This window comes from Erwinia sp. AC075, from assembly GCF_979253995.1.
In genome coordinates this window covers 4,915,602-4,931,676 of record NZ_CEEDEU010000001.1, presented here as the reverse complement: position 1 = coordinate 4,931,676, position 16,075 = coordinate 4,915,602, and the positions used below count along the sequence as shown (strand labels likewise).

Sequence of the window (16,075 nt, the reverse complement as noted above, 5' to 3'; positions counted from 1 at the left end):
TGGCGCTTATTCTGAGGGACTATCCTGCAGGTTAGCCGCCACAAACTCAACCCTTGGGATATGCGGAAGGCACTCCTGCCAACAAAAGGCGGTCATGCACCCTTGCCACACCGAATCGAGGCCGGCACGCAGTACCAGCGGTTCACCGGTAACCGGATGCAGCAGACTCAGCTCGCTGGCATGCAGCATCAGACGCTTCATGCCGAAGTGCTGCGCCGCGCTACGGTTTTGTTTCAGATCGCCGTGCGCGCTGTCGCCGATAATCGGATGGCGAAGATGGCGTAAATGACGGCGCAGCTGGTGTTTGCGCCCGGTTTCAGGCTTGAGTTCGACCAGGCTGAAGCGCGAAGAGTCGTAGCGACTGACCGCGACCGGCAGCTCAGCTTTGGCCAGCGATTTCCAGTGGGTTACCGCAGGCTGTGGCGCTTTGTCCGGGTTAGTGAATTTATCAGCGATTTTGTCCAGCTCTTCGGTCAGCGCATAGTCGAGGGTCTCTTCCCCTTCCAGCCAGCCTCTGACCACCGCATGGTAGGTTTTCTGCATCGCATGCTGTTCGAACTGTTGCGACAGCAGGCGCGCTACCTCGCTCGATAACGCCAGCAGCAGCACGCCGGACGTCGGGCGATCCAACCGGTGTACGGTGAAAACATGCTGACCAATCTGGTCGCGCAGGGTCTGCATCACGAACACCGTTTCATGGCGATCTAACCAGCTGCGGTGGACCAACCAGCCGGCCGGTTTATTGACGGCAACCAGCCACTGGTCCTGATAAAGGATCTCAAGCATCAGGCATCATGCTCAAACAGATCATCCAGCGCGACAAGGACATGCAGCAGGCTGGTGCGCTCGGGCATATCGGCTTCAAGGGCCATTTCGTAATACGGCGCGAGGGCTAATTTCACCGGCAGTTCGGTGCCGGCATCGATCAGCGCATGCATTCTTGGCAGGAAGATCCACTGAAGCCATTGCAGCGGCATCATGGTATCGACGCAGAAAGGTTCCACGCTGTTGAAAGCCTCGCTTTCAGGTGGGATGGACTGCCACAGCCCTTTATCGTGCAGTAGTTGTTCAATCGCCTGAAGGCGAAGCAGAACCTGTTGTTCGCGGCTCATTGGCTGCTCCCTGTTATCCGGTTTTTAATGGCCGCAAGCATACCACTCGCGCCCGGATTGGGAAAATAGCGACAAAAAAAAGGAGCACTGTAATAACAGTGCTCCCGGTTCGTTTGCAGCAATCCCGCCACGCTAATGCTCCCTGCTCGTCCTTGATAACTTTGTCCCCAGTTTTCCTTACAAATCACCTTTCTGGTGATAATCCCTTGCGTCCTGTCTCGCTATCGTCTTTGACAGCTCACTTCTCCATCCTGGAGGTGTCCCTGATCTCATCCTGAGACATCCTTTCTTCATCCTGAAGATTTCCTTGCAACCTCATCCAGAGGGAGTCCTGACTCAATCCTTAAGTCACAGAATCCGTTCTGATTAGGCTATTTTGCCAAATTGACATAAGCAAACAATATGGCTGGCGTTAAAATCCGGGGTAATTGAGGTGAAGCTGGCAAGGTGGAAGCACTATCGCGTTGATTAATAATCAATTAGTGAAAAAACCTGTTCATATGCCCGCGATATTTCTAGCGATCTCTCACAGCGAGTGTGAGAGATGTCTCACAGAAAAATTACCCTTTTCGGCCTGCCGGCAGTTCAACCTGCAACTCAGCGATAAACTGTTCCAAATCAGGCGCTAGCAGACTGCGCTTTTCCGTTCCCAACTGCTCCAGAATCACTTCGCCGGTCAGATTGCAGACCGAAATCACTTCCAGCTCCGAATCCGTGGTGGCGATAAACAGCGTTGGCGACTGTTTCAAGCGACGCTTCATCACCAGATGGCCGATAAGATTTTCCTGCACCCGCAGGTAATCCTCTTCGCTCCAGGTTTGCAGCAAGGTGCAGGCTTTTCCGCCAAACGTGGCCGTCATATCGCCCGCAAATTGCGTACTGTACCAGGCGGCAACGGAAGGCTGGATGCGGAACTCAATGGCGCGTTCAACCGCTTCGAGGTTCTGCGCCAGAGTGAACGGCTGCGGCAGCCAGTAAAGTTCGTCGGCACCGGTCTGCTGCACGCAAGGTGAAGGCACACCCAGTAATTCCACGCTGGCTGGCGGATGGCCGCATACACGGTCCCATTCGTCACAATATTTTTGCGTAAACTCGGTTAAGGCACGGCTGGTTTCTTCAATCATTCTTTTTTCACTCTCTGTAGCCTGAGTTACACTAAGGCTATCTCTGCATTCTGCTCTACCGCCTGCAAACGGCAGGCCATAAGGTTATTACGATGTCTTTAACGGATCCACATCAGGCGCTAAGCAACCTGACGCTCGGCAAGCCAACAGAATACCACGATAAATACCAACCCTCTTTACTGCAAGCCGTTCCGCGCAGCATGAATCGCGAACCTCTGGGTCTGTATCCCGATAGCCTGCCCTTCCACGGTGCCGATATCTGGACACTGTATGAGCTGTCCTGGCTGAACGCGAAAGGCCTGCCACAGGTCGCGGTGGGCGAAATCACCCTGCAGGCCGACAGCGTCAACCTGATCGAATCCAAAAGCTTCAAGCTCTATCTGAACAGCTTCAATCAGACCAAATTTGCCGACTGGGGCGACGTGCGGGCCGCGCTGGAACGCGACCTCAGCGCCTGTGCTGAAGGTAAGGTCACCGTCGCCCTGTTCCGCCTGCAGGAAGTGGAAGGCCAGCCGATTGGCCATTTTGCTGGCTCCTGTATTGATGAACAGGATATCGAAATTGATAATTACCAGTTCACCACGGATTACCTTGAGCAGGCAACGCAGCCGGAAATTGTGGAAGAACAGCTAGTCAGCCATTTGCTGAAGTCTAACTGCCTGATCACCAATCAGCCCGACTGGGGCTCGGTGCAGATCAGCTATCGCGGGCCGCGCATCCAGCGCGAAGCTCTGCTGCGCTACCTGGTCTCTTTCCGCCATCACAACGAATTTCACGAACAGTGCGTCGAACGTATTTTTAACGACATCCTGCGCTTCTGTAAGCCGGAAAAGCTCAGCGTCTATGCCCGTTATACCCGACGCGGTGGCCTGGATATCAACCCATGGCGCAGCAATGGCGAGTTCAGACCGGGGCATTCTCGGCTGGTCCGCCAGTAATCCACGAAGTTTTGCGCGCCGCGCCGCATAAGCATCGCGCGACACCTTGTTAAATCCCTGCTGACAAGGCTACTCTGGAGTGGGCTCAGGTAATCACCGGGCTCAGGGATTTTACTCTCCGCGTCCGGCCTGTTTTAGCGGGTCAGACCATGGAGTGACGATCACCCGGATGGGTGTAAAGGAGTTAATTTGATTACACATGTCAGCCCGTTGGGCTCAATGGATCTGCTGTCTCAACTGGAAGTCGATATGCTGAAGCAGACTGCCAGCAGCGACCTTTACCAGTTATTCCGCAACTGTTCTCTTGCCGTACTTAACTCCGGAAGTCAGACCGACAGCAGCCATGAGTTGCTTTCTCGTTTTGAGAATTTTGATATCAACGTCCTGCGTCGTGAGCGCGGCGTGAAGCTGGAATTGATCAATCCACCGGAAGAGGCCTTTGTTGATGGCCGGATTATTCGTTCCCTGCAGGCCAACCTGTTTGCGGTGCTGCGCGATATTCTGTTTGTAAACGGCCAGCTCAACAGCAACGAACGTTTCCAGAATCTGGATATTGAAGACACCGTGCAGCTGACCAATATGGTGTTCTCAATCCTGCGCAACGCCCGTGCGCTGCATATTGGCGAAGAACCCAATACCGTGGTGTGCTGGGGTGGCCACTCAATTAACGCGGTGGAATATCAATACTGCCGTAATGTCGGCTCGCAGTTAGGTTTACGTGAGCTGAATATCTGCACCGGCTGTGGGCCGGGTGTGATGGAAGCGCCAATGAAAGGCGCGGCGGTGGGCCATGCTCAGCAGCGCTATAAAGAAGGTCGCTTTATTGGTCTGACCGAGCCGTCCATTATTGCCGCTGAGCCACCGAACCCGCTGGTCAATGAGCTGATTATCATGCCGGATATTGAAAAGCGCCTTGAAGCGTTTGTCCGTATCGCCCACGGCATCATCATCTTCCCAGGCGGCGTAGGAACGGCTGAAGAGCTGCTTTACCTGCTGGGTATTTTGATGAATCCGCACAATCAGGATCAGGTGTTGCCGCTGATCCTGACCGGCCCCAAAGAGAGTGCAGACTACTTTAACGTGCTGGATGAATTTATCGTCAGCACGCTGGGCGAAGCGGCCCGCCAGCACTACACCATCATCATTGATGATGCGCCGGAAGTGGCTCGACTAATGAAGCAAGCGATGCCGAAAGTGAAAGAGCACCGCCGTGAAACGGGTGATGCTTACAGCTTTAACTGGTCGATTCGTATCGCGCCGGATCTTCAGGTGCCGTTTATGCCAACGCATGAAAATATGGCCAACCTGAATCTTCACCCTGACCAGCCTGCCGAGCAGCTTGCGGCCGCGCTGCGCCGGGCTTTCTCGGGCATCGTTGCCGGGAACGTGAAGGATATGGGCATCAAGGCGATTAAAGAAAAAGGCCCGTATAAGCTGCATGGCGATCCGGAAATGATGCGCCGCATGGACGATTTGTTACAGGGATTTGTTGCTCAACACCGCATGAAGCTGCCGGGCACGGCCTACATCCCCTGCTACGAAATCATCAAATAACACTCCCAACCGGAGCGGCTCTTGGGTCGCTCCGCCTTCGTGGTACTTATGACTATTCATTTGCTGATTGTTGATGCCCTGAACCTGATCCGCCGTATCCATGCTGTGCAGGGTTCCCCGTGCCAGGAAACCTGCGTCAACGCCCTGCACCAGTTAATCCGCCACAGCAATCCCACCCATGCGGTGGCCGTGTTTGACGATGACGAACGTCATGAAGGCTGGCGACATCAGCTGCTGCCGGGCTACAAAGCCGGCCGCACGCCAATGCCGGACAGCCTGCATGAGGAGATGCCGCTGCTGCGCGCCGCTTTCGCTGCCGCTGGCGTGGCCTGCTGGCAGGTTGCCGGTGAAGAAGCAGACGATCTGGCGGCCACGCTGGCTTGCAAAGTGGCGGCTGGCGGCCATCAGGCCACCATCGTTTCGACCGATAAAGGCTATTGCCAGCTGCTGGCACCCGCGATCCAGATCCGTGATTATTTCCAGAAACGCTGGCTGGATGTGCCTTTTATCGACGCGGAATTTGGCGTGTCGCCCGCACAGCTGACCGATTACTGGGGGCTGGCAGGCATTAGCAGCAGTAAGATCCCAGGCGTAGCGGGAATTGGCGCCAAAAGCGCGGCGGAGCTGTTAAGGGAGTTTGGTACGCTGGACGCTGTCTATCAGCAGCTTGCCTCGGTGCCGACAAAGTGGCAGAAGAAGCTTCAGGAACATCAGCAGATGGCAGAGATTTGCCGGCAGGTCGCCACGCTGAAAACGGATTTGGTGCTGGAAGGGAATCTGAAAGAGTTACGCTTGCCCGATCGCCTCTGACCGCCCGGCCATGGGGTAAATGGCCGGGCAATTTTCTGCTAATACCCGCCAACATGGCGAGCTTTCCTAAAGCAGCTTACTTCTCGTCACGGCGTCCGGGCTCTGCAGCCCAGATGCGGCGGATATGCACCGTCACTTCTTCACGATCGTGATACAGCTGACGGGCCTGGATCTGGGCATTAATGCCGTTGGCCTTCAGCTTCTCGTCGATCATCGCCAGGTTTTGCGACACTTCCTCATAACGCTTTTTCATCGGCAGCTTGAGGTTAAAGATCGCCTCACGGCACCAGCCGTTAACTACCCAGTCAGCCATCAGGTTGGCAACGCGCACCGGCTTCTCAACCATGTCGCACACCACCCAGTAGATATTGCTGCGGGTTGGGCGGTATTTGAAGCCGTCTTCACGGTGGTGAAATACCTGACCGGTATCCATCAGGCTTGGCGCCATCGGGCCATTATCCACCGCATGAACCATCATGCTGCGTTTTACCAGCTGATAGGTCCAGCCGCCTGGACAGGCGCCTAAATCTACCGCGAACAATCCGCTGCCCAAACGCTCATCCCATTCATCGGCCGGGATGAAAGCGTGGAAGGCTTCTTCCAGCTTCAGCGTGGAACGGCTTGGTGCATCGGAAGGAAACTTCAGGCGCTGGATGCCCATAAACAACGGCGAGTTGTTTTTCGGCATTGAGTAGCCAACGTAGCAACAGCCTGGGGCGATAAAGAACACGTGCACCACCGGACGGCGATCGGTCTCGTACTTCAGCAAAATGCCCGCGGCACGCAGGCTGCTGCGCAGCGGTACGGTGAACTTACGGCAAAACTTGAGCAGCTCTTTGCTTTCGTTAGTGTCGGGTACTTCGACACGCAGTTCGCCGCCCTTCTCGACAAAGCCGGTCAGCATGCCGGTCACCGGCGTAACGCGGTCTTCCGGCGGCAGGTCGCGCAGCAGTTCGCCGACCACAATCATCTGGCGGGCAAAAATCAGCTCGCTGAAAGGCAGCTCGGCAATCAGCTTTTCCGCTTCTTCCGCCTGATAGCACTCAAACAGCACATAGCCGGAATCGTCTTTTACCCGCGCAAAGCCAAACACTTCACGCTGGGCGGCTTTAGCGGTAATTTCTGCCGCACACTCTTTCTCAAAGCCCTGACGGCAATACAGTAATACTTTATTCATGGCGTTCTGCCCTTTTTTTCAGACGCAGCGCGCCAACCAACATCAAAATCCAGCCAATCAGGAAGCAGGTGCCGCCGATTGGTGTAACGAAAACCCACAGCTTCAGGTGCGAGAGTGCCAGACAATATAAGCTGCCACTGAACAACACCGTCCCCAGGGCCAGCAAAGCGCTGCTCCAGTAAAACCAGAAATTAGCCCGGCGGATCATCGCCGCAGCCAGACCCATGATCGCCAGCGTATGGAACGCCTGGTAATCCAGACCGGTTTTAATCCAGGCCATTTCCGCTGATCCCAGCGATTTACTCAATACGTGGGCGCCAAAAGCACCCAGCATCACATAGACAAACCCGCTTATTGCTGCAAAAACCAGCATCGCACGACTCGACATTTCCCAGATCCTCAGAGGGTGCACGCGCCGCCATCAGGCCACGCGGCAAAAAATCACATCTCAGCTCTCGTATCGAAAGCGGAATTTTTCTTGTTCACTGGCGGCTTTTGCCAGGATCCACTGCCGGAAGGCGGCTATTTTACCCAGTTCTGCCTGACTGTCATGACAAACCAGATAAAAAGCGTTTTTACTGACTAAAACGTCATTGAACGGGCAAACCAGCCGTCCCGCTTCCAGCTCGGTTTGCGCCATCACATTATTCGCCAGCGCCACGCCCTGCCCGTGAATTGCCGCCTGCAGCACCATCGCGCTATGGCTGAAGATCGGCCCTTGCTGCACATTAATATGCCCAACGCCCAGTTGCCGGGTGTAAGACTGCCAGTCCCGGCGCGAGGCATCATGCAGCAACGTCTGGTTAGCCAGGTCTTCCGGCGTCTTCAGCGGCTTATCCCCGGTCAACAGTAAGGGCGAACAGACCGGCAGCAGATATTCGGCGTAGAGTTTTTCCACCCGCAGGCCCGGCCAGTTGCCACGACCATAAAAGATAGCCACATCGACATCATCGGCCAGCTTCTCTTCGTCGCGGTCCACCGCAGAGATCCGTACGTCGATCCCCGGATAAGCTGAGTTAAAGCTGGTGAGCCTCGGCACCAGCCACTGAATGGCAAAACTGGGCAGCAAACTGACCGTCAGCGCGCCCTTTGCACTGCGCGCCTGAAGCTTGCGCGTCGCATCATTCAGCGAGGTAAAAATCTCTTTAATGTCGAGGTAATAGCTTTGCCCTTCTTCGGTCAGCAACAGCGAACGATTGCGACGACGGAACAGCTTCAGCCCAAGAAAGTCCTCTAATGACTTAATCTGGTGGCTGACAGCGGCCTGAGTGACGAACAGCTCTTCGGCGGCTTTGGTAAAGCTGAGATGACGCGCCGCGGCATCAAAAACCCGCAGAGCATTTAAAGGGGGAAGACGTTTTGACATGGTTACCGGATACTTTTGAACATCATCGGAAGTAACACTCCTGACGGAGCTTTACGTATTAGTTTTTTTTATCCGAGACATTATAATTTGTCCGTTGAGGATGTACCAGCAAATACCTATAGTTGCCGCACTTCCTGAGCCGGAACGAAAAGCAGTTTGAAATTGGGGCGGAAACGCCGGATTTTGAAGGGCTTTTGGCTTGTGGTCGTGATGTTGTGTTTGCATTTGATCTGACGCTTTTCAGATCTGATAGCCTGGCTATCTTTTATTCCTGTAGATTTACCCTGTCTGTCCATAGTGATTAATAGCACCGCAAATTGCGGTGCTTTTTTTTGCCTGAAGCTTACTGGCCCATCTCAACCATTTCTTTCACGTCAGAACGGTTGATCTGCTGTTTGTTGCCATTGGCATCCTGATAGCTGATCATACCGGTATCGGTGTCGACCACAGGTTTGCCGTCTGCGACGATAGTGCGGCCATCATTGGTATGCATCACATAGTTGCTTGAACAAGCAGCCAGGGTAAAGGTCATGGCACAGGCGGCCAGAATTGCAGCAAATTTTTTCATCTTTATTCTCCTTGAAGACGGTAATCCGATAAATCACCTTCAGAGCACGACCTGTTGGCAAAAGGCGGGTAAATTGCCTGCCAAAAGGGTGCTTATCTGCTGGTAATGTTTTAAAGCTTTCCTGAAAAAGCATAACCCGCTTTTCCAACTTTGCCAGGAATATGCCTGTTATTCAGAGTGGTCCTGAGTGATATCGCACCAATACATCATTAGTCGAGGAAATTATGACAAGCTTTAATCCCGCCCTCTTTCGTCAGCATTTCCCGGCGCTGGCTGATGCTGGAGTCTATCTCGACAGTGCGGCCACCACCTTAAAACCCTCGGCAGTGATTGACGCTACCCGGCAGTTTTACAGCCTCAGCGCCGGCACCGTTCACCGCAGCCAGTTTGCTGCTGCCCGTGAATTAACCGAAAAATATGAGCAGGCGCGCGAACAGGTTGCCCGGCTGCTGAATGCCCCGCTGGCGACCAATATCGTCTGGACCAAAGGCACCACCGAAGCGATTAACCTGGTGGCTCAAGGCTATTTTCGTCCTCGTTTAGCGCCAGGTGATGAAATTCTGGTGAGTGAAGCCGAGCATCACGCCAACCTGGTACCGTGGCTGATGGTTGCCGCCCAGACCGGCGCAAAAGTGGTGAAGTGGCCGCTGGGCAGCCATCTGCTGCCCGATATGGCCTTGCTGCCTGAACTGCTGTCGTCAAAAACCAAAGTGCTGGCACTTGGACAAATGTCGAACGTCACGGGCGGTTGCCCTGATATCGCTCAGGCCATCGCGCTTGCTCATGGTGTCGGTGCCAAAGTGGTGATTGATGGTGCTCAGGGCGTGGTTCACGCGCCGCCGGATGTGCAAACCCACGATATCGATTTCTACGCATTTTCTGCCCACAAGCTGTATGGCCCAATGGGCATTGGTGCGCTGTATGGCAAAACCGCCCTGCTGGAGGAGATGGAACCCTGGCAGGGCGGCGGCAAAATGCTGAGCAGCGTCAGCTTTGAGGGATTCGTCTCGCAGCCGGTGCCGTGGCGCTTTGAGGCAGGAACGCCAAACGTCGCCGGCGTCATTGGGTTAAGCGCCGCGCTAAGCTGGCTGGAAGGCATTGATTTGGACGCCGCCGAGAGCTGGAGTTGTGGATTAGCTGATGTGGCAGAAGAACGCCTATCCGCGCTGAGTGGATTCCGCAGTTACCGGGCCAGCCGCTCCAGCCTGCTTTCGTTTGATATCGCCGGCGTACACCACAGCGACGTGGTCACGCTGCTGGCGGAAAGCGGCATTGCCTTAAGGGCCGGGCAGCACTGCGCACAGCCGCTGTTGCAGGCGTTAGGGGTAAGCGGGACTTTGCGTGCGTCATTTGCGCCGTATAATACCCTTCACGATGTAGACGCGCTGGTCAAAGGGATGACCACCGCACTGGACCTGTTAGGCGATTAATCATGACTTCTTTACTGGCACCTCATCCCTTCGGCGAACTGATTACCGCCGACGGCCTGAAGCAAAAATTCTCGGCGTATACGCAATGGGAAGACCGTTATCGTCAGCTGATCCTGATGGGAAAACAGCTTCCGGCGCTGCCAGAGGCATTAAAAACGGCAGATATCGAACTTAGCGGCTGTGAAAATCGGGTCTGGCTGGGGCATCAACGGCGTGAAGATGGCAGCCTGCACTTTTACGGTGATAGCGAAGGCCGGATTGTCCGCGGATTGCTGGCGGTATTATTAACCGCCGTAGAAGGTCAGCAACCCGCCACTCTGCTGAGTCACGACCCGCTGACGCTGTTTGATGAGCTGGGATTACGTGCCCAGCTGAGCTCGTCGCGCAGCGCCGGGTTGAGCGCGCTGGCGGAAGCGGTGATCAAAGCGGCTAAGGAAAGCTAAGGCTCACGCCATCAGGCGCGCGCGGCTTTCGCCATCATCTTTTTCAGCACGTGGGAAACGGCAATAAAGCCAAAGGTTGCCGTCACCATGGTCGCCGCACCAAAACCTGACGCGCAATCCATCTTCTTCGGACCTTCCGCCGTGCTGCGGGAGGCACAAACCGAGCCATCCGCCTGCGGATACATCAACGCTTCCGTCGAAAATACGCAGTCGATCCCCAGCTTGCCCTTACTGTTTTTCACGATCTTAAAATCACTCTTCAGCCGCTCACGCAGTTTGGCCGCCAGCGGATCCTGAATAGTCTTCGCCAGATCGGCAACCTGGATCTGGGTCGGATCGATCTGCCCACCGGCTCCCCCCGTGGTCACCAGCGGGATCTTGTTGCGGCGGCACCAGGCCAGCAACGCGGCTTTTGGCCGGACGCTGTCGATCGCATCAATCACATAGGTAAAGCCGGCGCTCATCAGCTCAGCCGTATTATCCGGGGTAATAAAATCATCCACGCAGGTGACTTTGCACTCCGGGTTAATCGCCAGAATACGCTCGGCCATCACGTCGGTTTTCGCCTGGCCAACCGTCTCTTTCAGCGCATGGATCTGCCGGTTGGTATTGGTGACGCAGACATCATCCATATCAATCAGGGTGATGGCACCAATGCCGGTGCGGGCCAGCGCCTCAGCGGCCCACGAGCCGACGCCGCCAATACCCACCACGCAGATATGCGCGTCGGCAAACAGCTGCAGCGCCGGTTGCCCATACAAACGCGCCGTGCCGCCAAAGCGTTGCAGCCAGGCGTCAGAAAGAGAAGTCATGCTTTACCTCAGAATTCAGTGAAGGGCTGGCGAACCAGCCCGCTAACAGCAACGCTTACTGGGTCAGCAGAGCGGAACCGTTAGTGCTATTTGATGCAGAAGAGAATACCGGCACACCGGCACCAGGGGCTGATTTCAGTACCCAGACGCGGCCATAATGGTTGAACCAGCCGGCCATATGCCCCGCCTGCTCACCAATGCCCTGATAGATATCAAAGTGTTGGCCTTTGATCGCACCGCCAACATCCAGCGACACCATCATACGCATCTCATATTTTCCGGTAAATTTACCGTTGTTGTCCAGTATTGGCACTTCGGCCAGCAGCGCGGTACCCGGCGGGATCAGCGAACGGTCAGACGCCACGGAGGCTTTCGCCACCAGCGGAACGGCGCTGGCTCCGCGCACCGGCGCAAAGTTTTCTGGCTTGAAGAACACAAAGGAGGGGTTCTGCTCCAGCAGCTCGCGCACCTGTTCCGGGCTGTGCTCTTCGCCCCATTTGCGGATCGCCTGCATCGACATATCTTCACGCTTCACTTCCCCGCGATCGATTAACACCTTGCCGATGCTGCGATACGCGTGGCCATTCTTGCCGCCGTAACCAAAGAAGGTCAGCGGTCGACCGTCGCCGTAATCCACGTAGCCGCTGCCCTGCACATCCATAATGAAGTTATCCATCAGCGAGTTGCTGTAGCCAACGATGTAGCGATCGCCCAGCGCGCCGCTGTAAATGTCCGCACGGCTTGGCAGGCGTCCGCCTTTGGCACGCGCAGGCATTCTGTATAAAGGATACTGGAACTCGCCCTGGCGCGTGTAACGGGCCTGCAGCACCGGCGTGTAGTAACCGGTGAACTGCACGTTGCCATAGTTATCGGTGCCTTCCATCTGATAGGCATCCAGACCAAACTGACGCAGCTGGCGCGTGTCGCCGCCCGCCATCAGCCAGGCTTTAATCGAACCGTAGGTGCCGGTCTGGCGGGAATACATCGCCGGCGACGCGTACTGGATTTCGCTGACCTGATCGCTGAAGTCTTTGCCATTCACCGGACGCCCTTTCGCATTCGGCTGATTGACCAGTCCGAGCGGCTCGTCCAGCTTTCCGTCTTTATACTGCTGGCCACGATCGGTCGGTTTTGAGGAACATCCCGCCAGCAGGGCAAGCAACGCCCCTGTTACTGCAAACTTCGCCCAACATCCTTTCATTATTTCACTGCCCTCTATGCGGAATTCCTCGCCGAAGATAGCAAAGGCACCGGGAGAATTAAACGGCTCAACGGTAAAGTTCATTGGTTGCTGTACGAGAATAAGGCAAATGCAGAAGAAGTGAGCAGTAAGCGCTATTTTGATGACTTTATTGCAGAAAGGGGTTGCATCAAAACTCCTACAGCGTATAGTGCGCTTCCACAGACGCGGGATGGAGCAGCCTGGTAGCTCGTCGGGCTCATAACCCGAAGGTCGTCAGTTCAAATCTGGCTCCCGCAACCATTTCTCTTCGGAGAAGGTTCTGTGAACAGCAAGACCTGTTGTGATGGAAGCAACAGTATATCGGACGCGGGATGGAGCAGCCTGGTAGCTCGTCGGGCTCATAACCCGAAGGTCGTCAGTTCAAATCTGGCTCCCGCAACCATTTCTCTTCGGAGAAAGCAGTAAAAGAAAGACCTGTTGTGACGGAAGCAACAGTAGTACACTACGGACGCGGGATGGAGCAGCCTGGTAGCTCGTCGGGCTCATAACCCGAAGGTCGTCGGTTCAAATCCGGCTCCCGCAACCAACTTAACACCTTAACGGGTGTTTTTTTGTTTCTGGCCTCCGCCAAATTCCCCGCAATGGATTTGCCTGTCCGCTTTATGCCGGGCGAGCAGCACCCCGCCCCACAATCGGCACTATTTTCTGGGTGCCAGGCTTGCGCCACTGGCGAAGTACGCTTTGATCCCCGCCAGAATAGATTCCGCTACCTGATGCTGATAACGCGTCGTCCGCAGCTTTCGCTCTTCTTCTAAATTACTGATAAACGCCGTTTCCACCAGAATCGACGGAATGTCGGGTGCTTTCAACACGGCAAAACCGGCCTGGTCGACGGTTCGCTTATGTAAATGGTTCACCTTACCGATGCGGGACAGCACCTCTTTACCAAATTTCAGGCTGTCGTTGATGGTCAGACTCTGCACCATATCGAACATGGTGTGATCGAGATAGCGATCGCCGCTCATGCTGACGCCGCCAATCAGGTCTGATTCATTCTGCGTCTGCGCCAGAAAACGTGCCGCAGTGCTGGTCGCGCCTTTGGTCGAGAGCGCAAATACCGACGAGCCGCGTGCCGCACGGCTGGTGAAGGCATCGGCATGGATGGAGATAAACAGATCGGCACGCTGTTTGCGCGCTTTGGCCACCCTGACTTTTAGCGGAATAAAGACATCTTCGTTGCGCGTCATATAGGCACGCATATTGGGCTGCTTGTCAATCAAGACCTTCAGTCGTCTGGCGATCTTCAGCACAATGTCTTTTTCGCGGGTTTTATGTTTACCGATGGCCCCCGAGTCTTCGCCGCCGTGCCCCGGATCGAGCATGATCACAATCGGCCGATCCCGCCCCGCCTTGCCCGGCAAAGCCGCCGCTGCAGGCTGGCTCTTTTCCAGATCGCCTTTATTGTAATCTTCCAGTAACGCCAGAAGCGGATCGTCAGCATGATCGTAGCTGCTGCCTTTTGCCGGATAGAGATCCAGCACCAGGCGATCGCGGATCCCGGCGACGGGCGCGAGGGTGAAAATCTTTGGCGACACATTTTGCTTCAGCTCAAGCACCAGTCGGACGGTATTGGCATCGAACTGCCCCACTCGGGCATTTTTAATGTAGGGATCGTCGCTGCGCACCAGGTTCCCGACGCCTTTCAGCGCATGGTTAAGCTGGATATTGGCAATATCGATCACCACGCGTTCGGGATGACTGAGCGCAAAATGCTTATATTTCAGCGGGCGGTTGGATTCCAGCGTCAGCCGTGAATAGGTTGAAGACGGCCAGATGCGGATCGCCACCACATGGCTGCTGGCGGCCAGGCCTACTTTGCTGACGCTTAGCAGCACGACGGCGCCGGCGCTTTTTAACCACCGGCGACGGCCAGGTGAGGGTAAATCGGACATGCTACTCCAGAGGTGTTTGCTGAACTGTGTCTAAAAAAAAGCCAAATGACTACCAAGTGCAAAAACTTTAGCGAATCCCTCCGGCGGTGTCACCCAGAAAAAGCGATAAAATGCAGCGTATTAGCGTTGCCGCCAGGGGAAGAAACCAGAAAATACTGAGAAATTGCCCCTTGCGCCCGGCCAATAAAAGAATAAAAATACACTTTTAGCGAATAATAATTCATAGAGGGTTTGCCGTGAAGGAACGGAGTACCGAGCTGGTTCAGGGTTTTCGTCATACCGTGCCCTATATCAATGCCCACCGTGGTAAGACGTTTGTCATTATGTTGGGTGGTGAAGCCATCGAGCATGAGAACTTCTCAAGCATCGTCAATGATATTGGCCTGCTGCACAGCCTGGGCATTCGCCTGGTGGTGGTGTATGGCGCCCGGCCGCAGATAGACGCCAACCTGGCTGAACACCAGCTGGAGCCGATTTATCACAAGCATACCCGTGTTACCGATGCGCAATCCCTTGAGCTGGTTAAGCAGGCCGCAGGCCGTTTACAGCTGGATATTACCGCCCGCCTGTCGATGAGCCTGAACAATACCCCGTTGCAGGGTGCGCATATTAATGTGGTCAGCGGCAACTTTATTATTGCCCAGCCGTTAGGCGTGGATGATGGCGTGGATTACTGCCACAGCGGCCGTATTCGTCGTATCGATGAAGAAGCGATCCACCGTCAGCTGGACAGCGGCGCAATCGTGCTGATGGGGCCGGTTGCGGTTTCCGTCACCGGCGAGAGCTTCAACCTGACCTCTGAAGAAGTGGCGACGCAGTTAGCCATCAAGCTGAAAGCCGAGAAGATGATTGGTTTCTGCTCCGAACAGGGCGTGACCAATGATGAAGGCAATATCATCTCCGAGCTGTTCCCGAATGATGCCCAGCAACGTATTGAAGAGCTGGAAACGCGCGATGACTACCTGTCCGGCACCGTGCGTTTTCTGCGTGGTGCGGTTAAAGCCTGCCGCAGCGGCGTGCGTCGTAGCCATTTGATCAGCTACCAGGAAGACGGCGCGCTGTTACAGGAACTGTTCTCGCGTGATGGTATCGGTACGCAGATCGTAATGGAAAGTGCCGAGCAGATCCGCCGTGCCACCATTAATGATATCGGCGGCATTCTGGAGTTGATCCGTCCGCTGGAGCAGCAGGGAATTCTGGTTCGTCGCTCTCGCGAGCAGCTGGAGATGGAAATTGATAAGTTCACCATCATTGAGCGCGATAACCTGACGATCGGCTGCGCCGCGCTCTATCCGTTCCCGGAAGAAGCGATTGGCGAGATGGCGTGCGTGGCGGTGCATCCTGATTACCGCAGTTCCTCGCGCGGTGAAGCCTTGCTGGAACGCGTGGCACTGCAGGCGCGTCAGATGGGGCTGAAGAAACTCTTCGTGCTGACTACCCGCAGCATTCACTGGTTCCAGGAACGCGGCTTTACGCCGGTCGATATCGAACTGCTGCCGGAAAGCAAAAAGCTGATGTACAACTATCAGCGTCGCTCAAAAGTGCTGATGGCCGATCTGCGCCACGCGCGTCTCTTCTCCTGAAGACCTAAAAGGGGCGATTTATC

Annotated in this window: 16 protein-coding genes and 3 tRNA genes; 9 read left to right on the top strand and 10 right to left on the bottom strand. The window is 55.2% G+C overall.

What is annotated here, in order from left to right:
• Nucleotides 1-6: 6 nt before the first annotated feature.
• From truC to syd, 3 genes are all read right to left on the bottom strand, one after another.
• The gene (truC, locus tag AC0IXH_RS22900) at nucleotides 7-786 is read right to left on the bottom strand and encodes a tRNA pseudouridine(65) synthase TruC (RefSeq protein ID WP_013203574.1); all 780 of its coding nucleotides are present in this window, start codon (nucleotides 784-786) and stop codon (nucleotides 7-9) included.
• Complete coding sequence (locus tag AC0IXH_RS22895; RefSeq protein ID WP_013203575.1) at nucleotides 786-1,112, bottom strand: YqcC family protein; 327 nt, start codon at nucleotides 1,110-1,112, stop codon at nucleotides 786-788. The genes truC and AC0IXH_RS22895 overlap by 1 nt, the downstream gene beginning before the upstream one ends.
• A gap of 560 nt (nucleotides 1,113-1,672) precedes the next feature.
• Nucleotides 1,673-2,236: a SecY-interacting protein gene (syd, locus tag AC0IXH_RS22890; protein ID WP_013203576.1), complete on the bottom strand. Its 564-nt coding sequence runs from the start codon at nucleotides 2,234-2,236 to the stop codon at nucleotides 1,673-1,675.
• A 92-nt stretch (nucleotides 2,237-2,328) separates the two neighbouring features.
• On the opposite strand from syd, the gene queF reads away from it, so the two are divergent.
• The 3 genes from queF to xni all read left to right on the top strand — a co-directional run bounded on the left by queF (nucleotide 2,329) and on the right by xni (nucleotide 5,538).
• Nucleotides 2,329-3,174, top strand: a complete 846-nt coding sequence (gene queF, locus AC0IXH_RS22885; protein WP_013203577.1) for an NADPH-dependent 7-cyano-7-deazaguanine reductase QueF — start codon at nucleotides 2,329-2,331, stop codon at nucleotides 3,172-3,174.
• A 189-nt stretch (nucleotides 3,175-3,363) separates the two neighbouring features.
• The gene (gene ppnN / locus AC0IXH_RS22880) at nucleotides 3,364-4,728 is read left to right on the top strand and encodes a nucleotide 5'-monophosphate nucleosidase PpnN (RefSeq protein WP_013203578.1); all 1,365 of its coding nucleotides are present in this window, start codon (nucleotides 3,364-3,366) and stop codon (nucleotides 4,726-4,728) included.
• 48 nt (nucleotides 4,729-4,776) lie between these two features.
• Nucleotides 4,777-5,538 carry a flap endonuclease Xni gene (xni, locus tag AC0IXH_RS22875; protein WP_013203579.1) on the top strand — a complete coding sequence of 254 codons (762 nt, stop codon included), beginning with the start codon at nucleotides 4,777-4,779 and terminating at the stop codon, nucleotides 5,536-5,538.
• A gap of 76 nt (nucleotides 5,539-5,614) precedes the next feature.
• Here the strand turns inward: xni and rlmM are convergent, their stop codons facing one another.
• The 4 genes from rlmM to AC0IXH_RS22855 form a co-directional block, all read right to left on the bottom strand.
• Nucleotides 5,615-6,715 carry a 23S rRNA (cytidine(2498)-2'-O)-methyltransferase RlmM gene (gene rlmM, locus AC0IXH_RS22870; RefSeq protein ID WP_013203580.1) on the bottom strand — a complete coding sequence of 367 codons (1,101 nt, stop codon included), beginning with the start codon at nucleotides 6,713-6,715 and terminating at the stop codon, nucleotides 5,615-5,617.
• Nucleotides 6,708-7,103, bottom strand: a complete 396-nt coding sequence (locus AC0IXH_RS22865) for a DUF423 domain-containing protein (RefSeq protein WP_013203581.1) — start codon at nucleotides 7,101-7,103, stop codon at nucleotides 6,708-6,710. The genes rlmM and AC0IXH_RS22865 overlap by 8 nt, the downstream gene beginning before the upstream one ends.
• A gap of 60 nt (nucleotides 7,104-7,163) precedes the next feature.
• Nucleotides 7,164-8,081: a transcriptional regulator GcvA gene (locus AC0IXH_RS22860; protein WP_013203582.1), complete on the bottom strand. Its 918-nt coding sequence runs from the start codon at nucleotides 8,079-8,081 to the stop codon at nucleotides 7,164-7,166.
• A 343-nt stretch (nucleotides 8,082-8,424) separates the two neighbouring features.
• Entirely contained in the window at nucleotides 8,425-8,649 is a 225-nt protein-coding gene (locus AC0IXH_RS22855) for a YgdI/YgdR family lipoprotein (protein ID WP_013203583.1), read from the bottom strand.
• Between the two features lie 224 nt (nucleotides 8,650-8,873).
• Here AC0IXH_RS22855 and csdA point away from each other — a divergent pair, with 224 nt between their 5' ends.
• Together csdA and csdE are read left to right on the top strand one after the other, a co-directional pair.
• On the top strand, nucleotides 8,874-10,079 hold the full coding sequence (gene csdA / locus AC0IXH_RS22850; protein WP_471721066.1) for a cysteine desulfurase CsdA: 1,206 nt from the start codon (nucleotides 8,874-8,876) through the stop codon (nucleotides 10,077-10,079).
• Nucleotides 10,079-10,522: a cysteine desulfurase sulfur acceptor subunit CsdE gene (gene csdE, locus AC0IXH_RS22845; protein WP_053143802.1), complete on the top strand. Its 444-nt coding sequence runs from the start codon at nucleotides 10,079-10,081 to the stop codon at nucleotides 10,520-10,522. The genes csdA and csdE overlap by 1 nt, the downstream gene beginning before the upstream one ends.
• A gap of 11 nt (nucleotides 10,523-10,533) precedes the next feature.
• Here csdE and tcdA read toward each other — a convergent pair whose 3' ends face one another.
• Complete coding sequence (gene tcdA / locus AC0IXH_RS22840) at nucleotides 10,534-11,334, bottom strand: tRNA cyclic N6-threonylcarbamoyladenosine(37) synthase TcdA (protein WP_105760081.1); 801 nt, start codon at nucleotides 11,332-11,334, stop codon at nucleotides 10,534-10,536.
• Nucleotides 11,335-11,389: 55 nt separating this feature from the next.
• Entirely contained in the window at nucleotides 11,390-12,535 is a 1,146-nt protein-coding gene (gene mltA, locus AC0IXH_RS22835; RefSeq protein WP_013203587.1) for a murein transglycosylase A, read from the bottom strand.
• A 205-nt stretch (nucleotides 12,536-12,740) separates the two neighbouring features.
• On the opposite strand from mltA, the gene AC0IXH_RS22830 reads away from it, so the two are divergent.
• The 3 genes from AC0IXH_RS22830 (at nucleotide 12,741) to AC0IXH_RS22820 (ending at nucleotide 13,103) form a co-directional block, all read left to right on the top strand.
• Nucleotides 12,741-12,817 (top strand) — tRNA-Met (locus tag AC0IXH_RS22830).
• 65 nt (nucleotides 12,818-12,882) lie between these two features.
• Nucleotides 12,883-12,959: transfer RNA gene (locus tag AC0IXH_RS22825), tRNA-Met, on the top strand.
• A gap of 67 nt (nucleotides 12,960-13,026) precedes the next feature.
• Nucleotides 13,027-13,103, top strand: a tRNA-Met gene (locus AC0IXH_RS22820).
• 112 nt (nucleotides 13,104-13,215) lie between these two features.
• Here the strand turns inward: AC0IXH_RS22820 and amiC are convergent.
• Nucleotides 13,216-14,469 carry an N-acetylmuramoyl-L-alanine amidase AmiC gene (amiC, locus tag AC0IXH_RS22815; RefSeq protein ID WP_471721065.1) on the bottom strand — a complete coding sequence of 418 codons (1,254 nt, stop codon included), beginning with the start codon at nucleotides 14,467-14,469 and terminating at the stop codon, nucleotides 13,216-13,218.
• A 236-nt stretch (nucleotides 14,470-14,705) separates the two neighbouring features.
• Between amiC and argA the strand changes: the two genes are divergently transcribed.
• Nucleotides 14,706-16,052, top strand: a complete 1,347-nt coding sequence (argA, locus tag AC0IXH_RS22810) for an amino-acid N-acetyltransferase (RefSeq protein WP_013203590.1) — start codon at nucleotides 14,706-14,708, stop codon at nucleotides 16,050-16,052.
• Nucleotides 16,053-16,075: the final 23 nt, after the last annotated feature.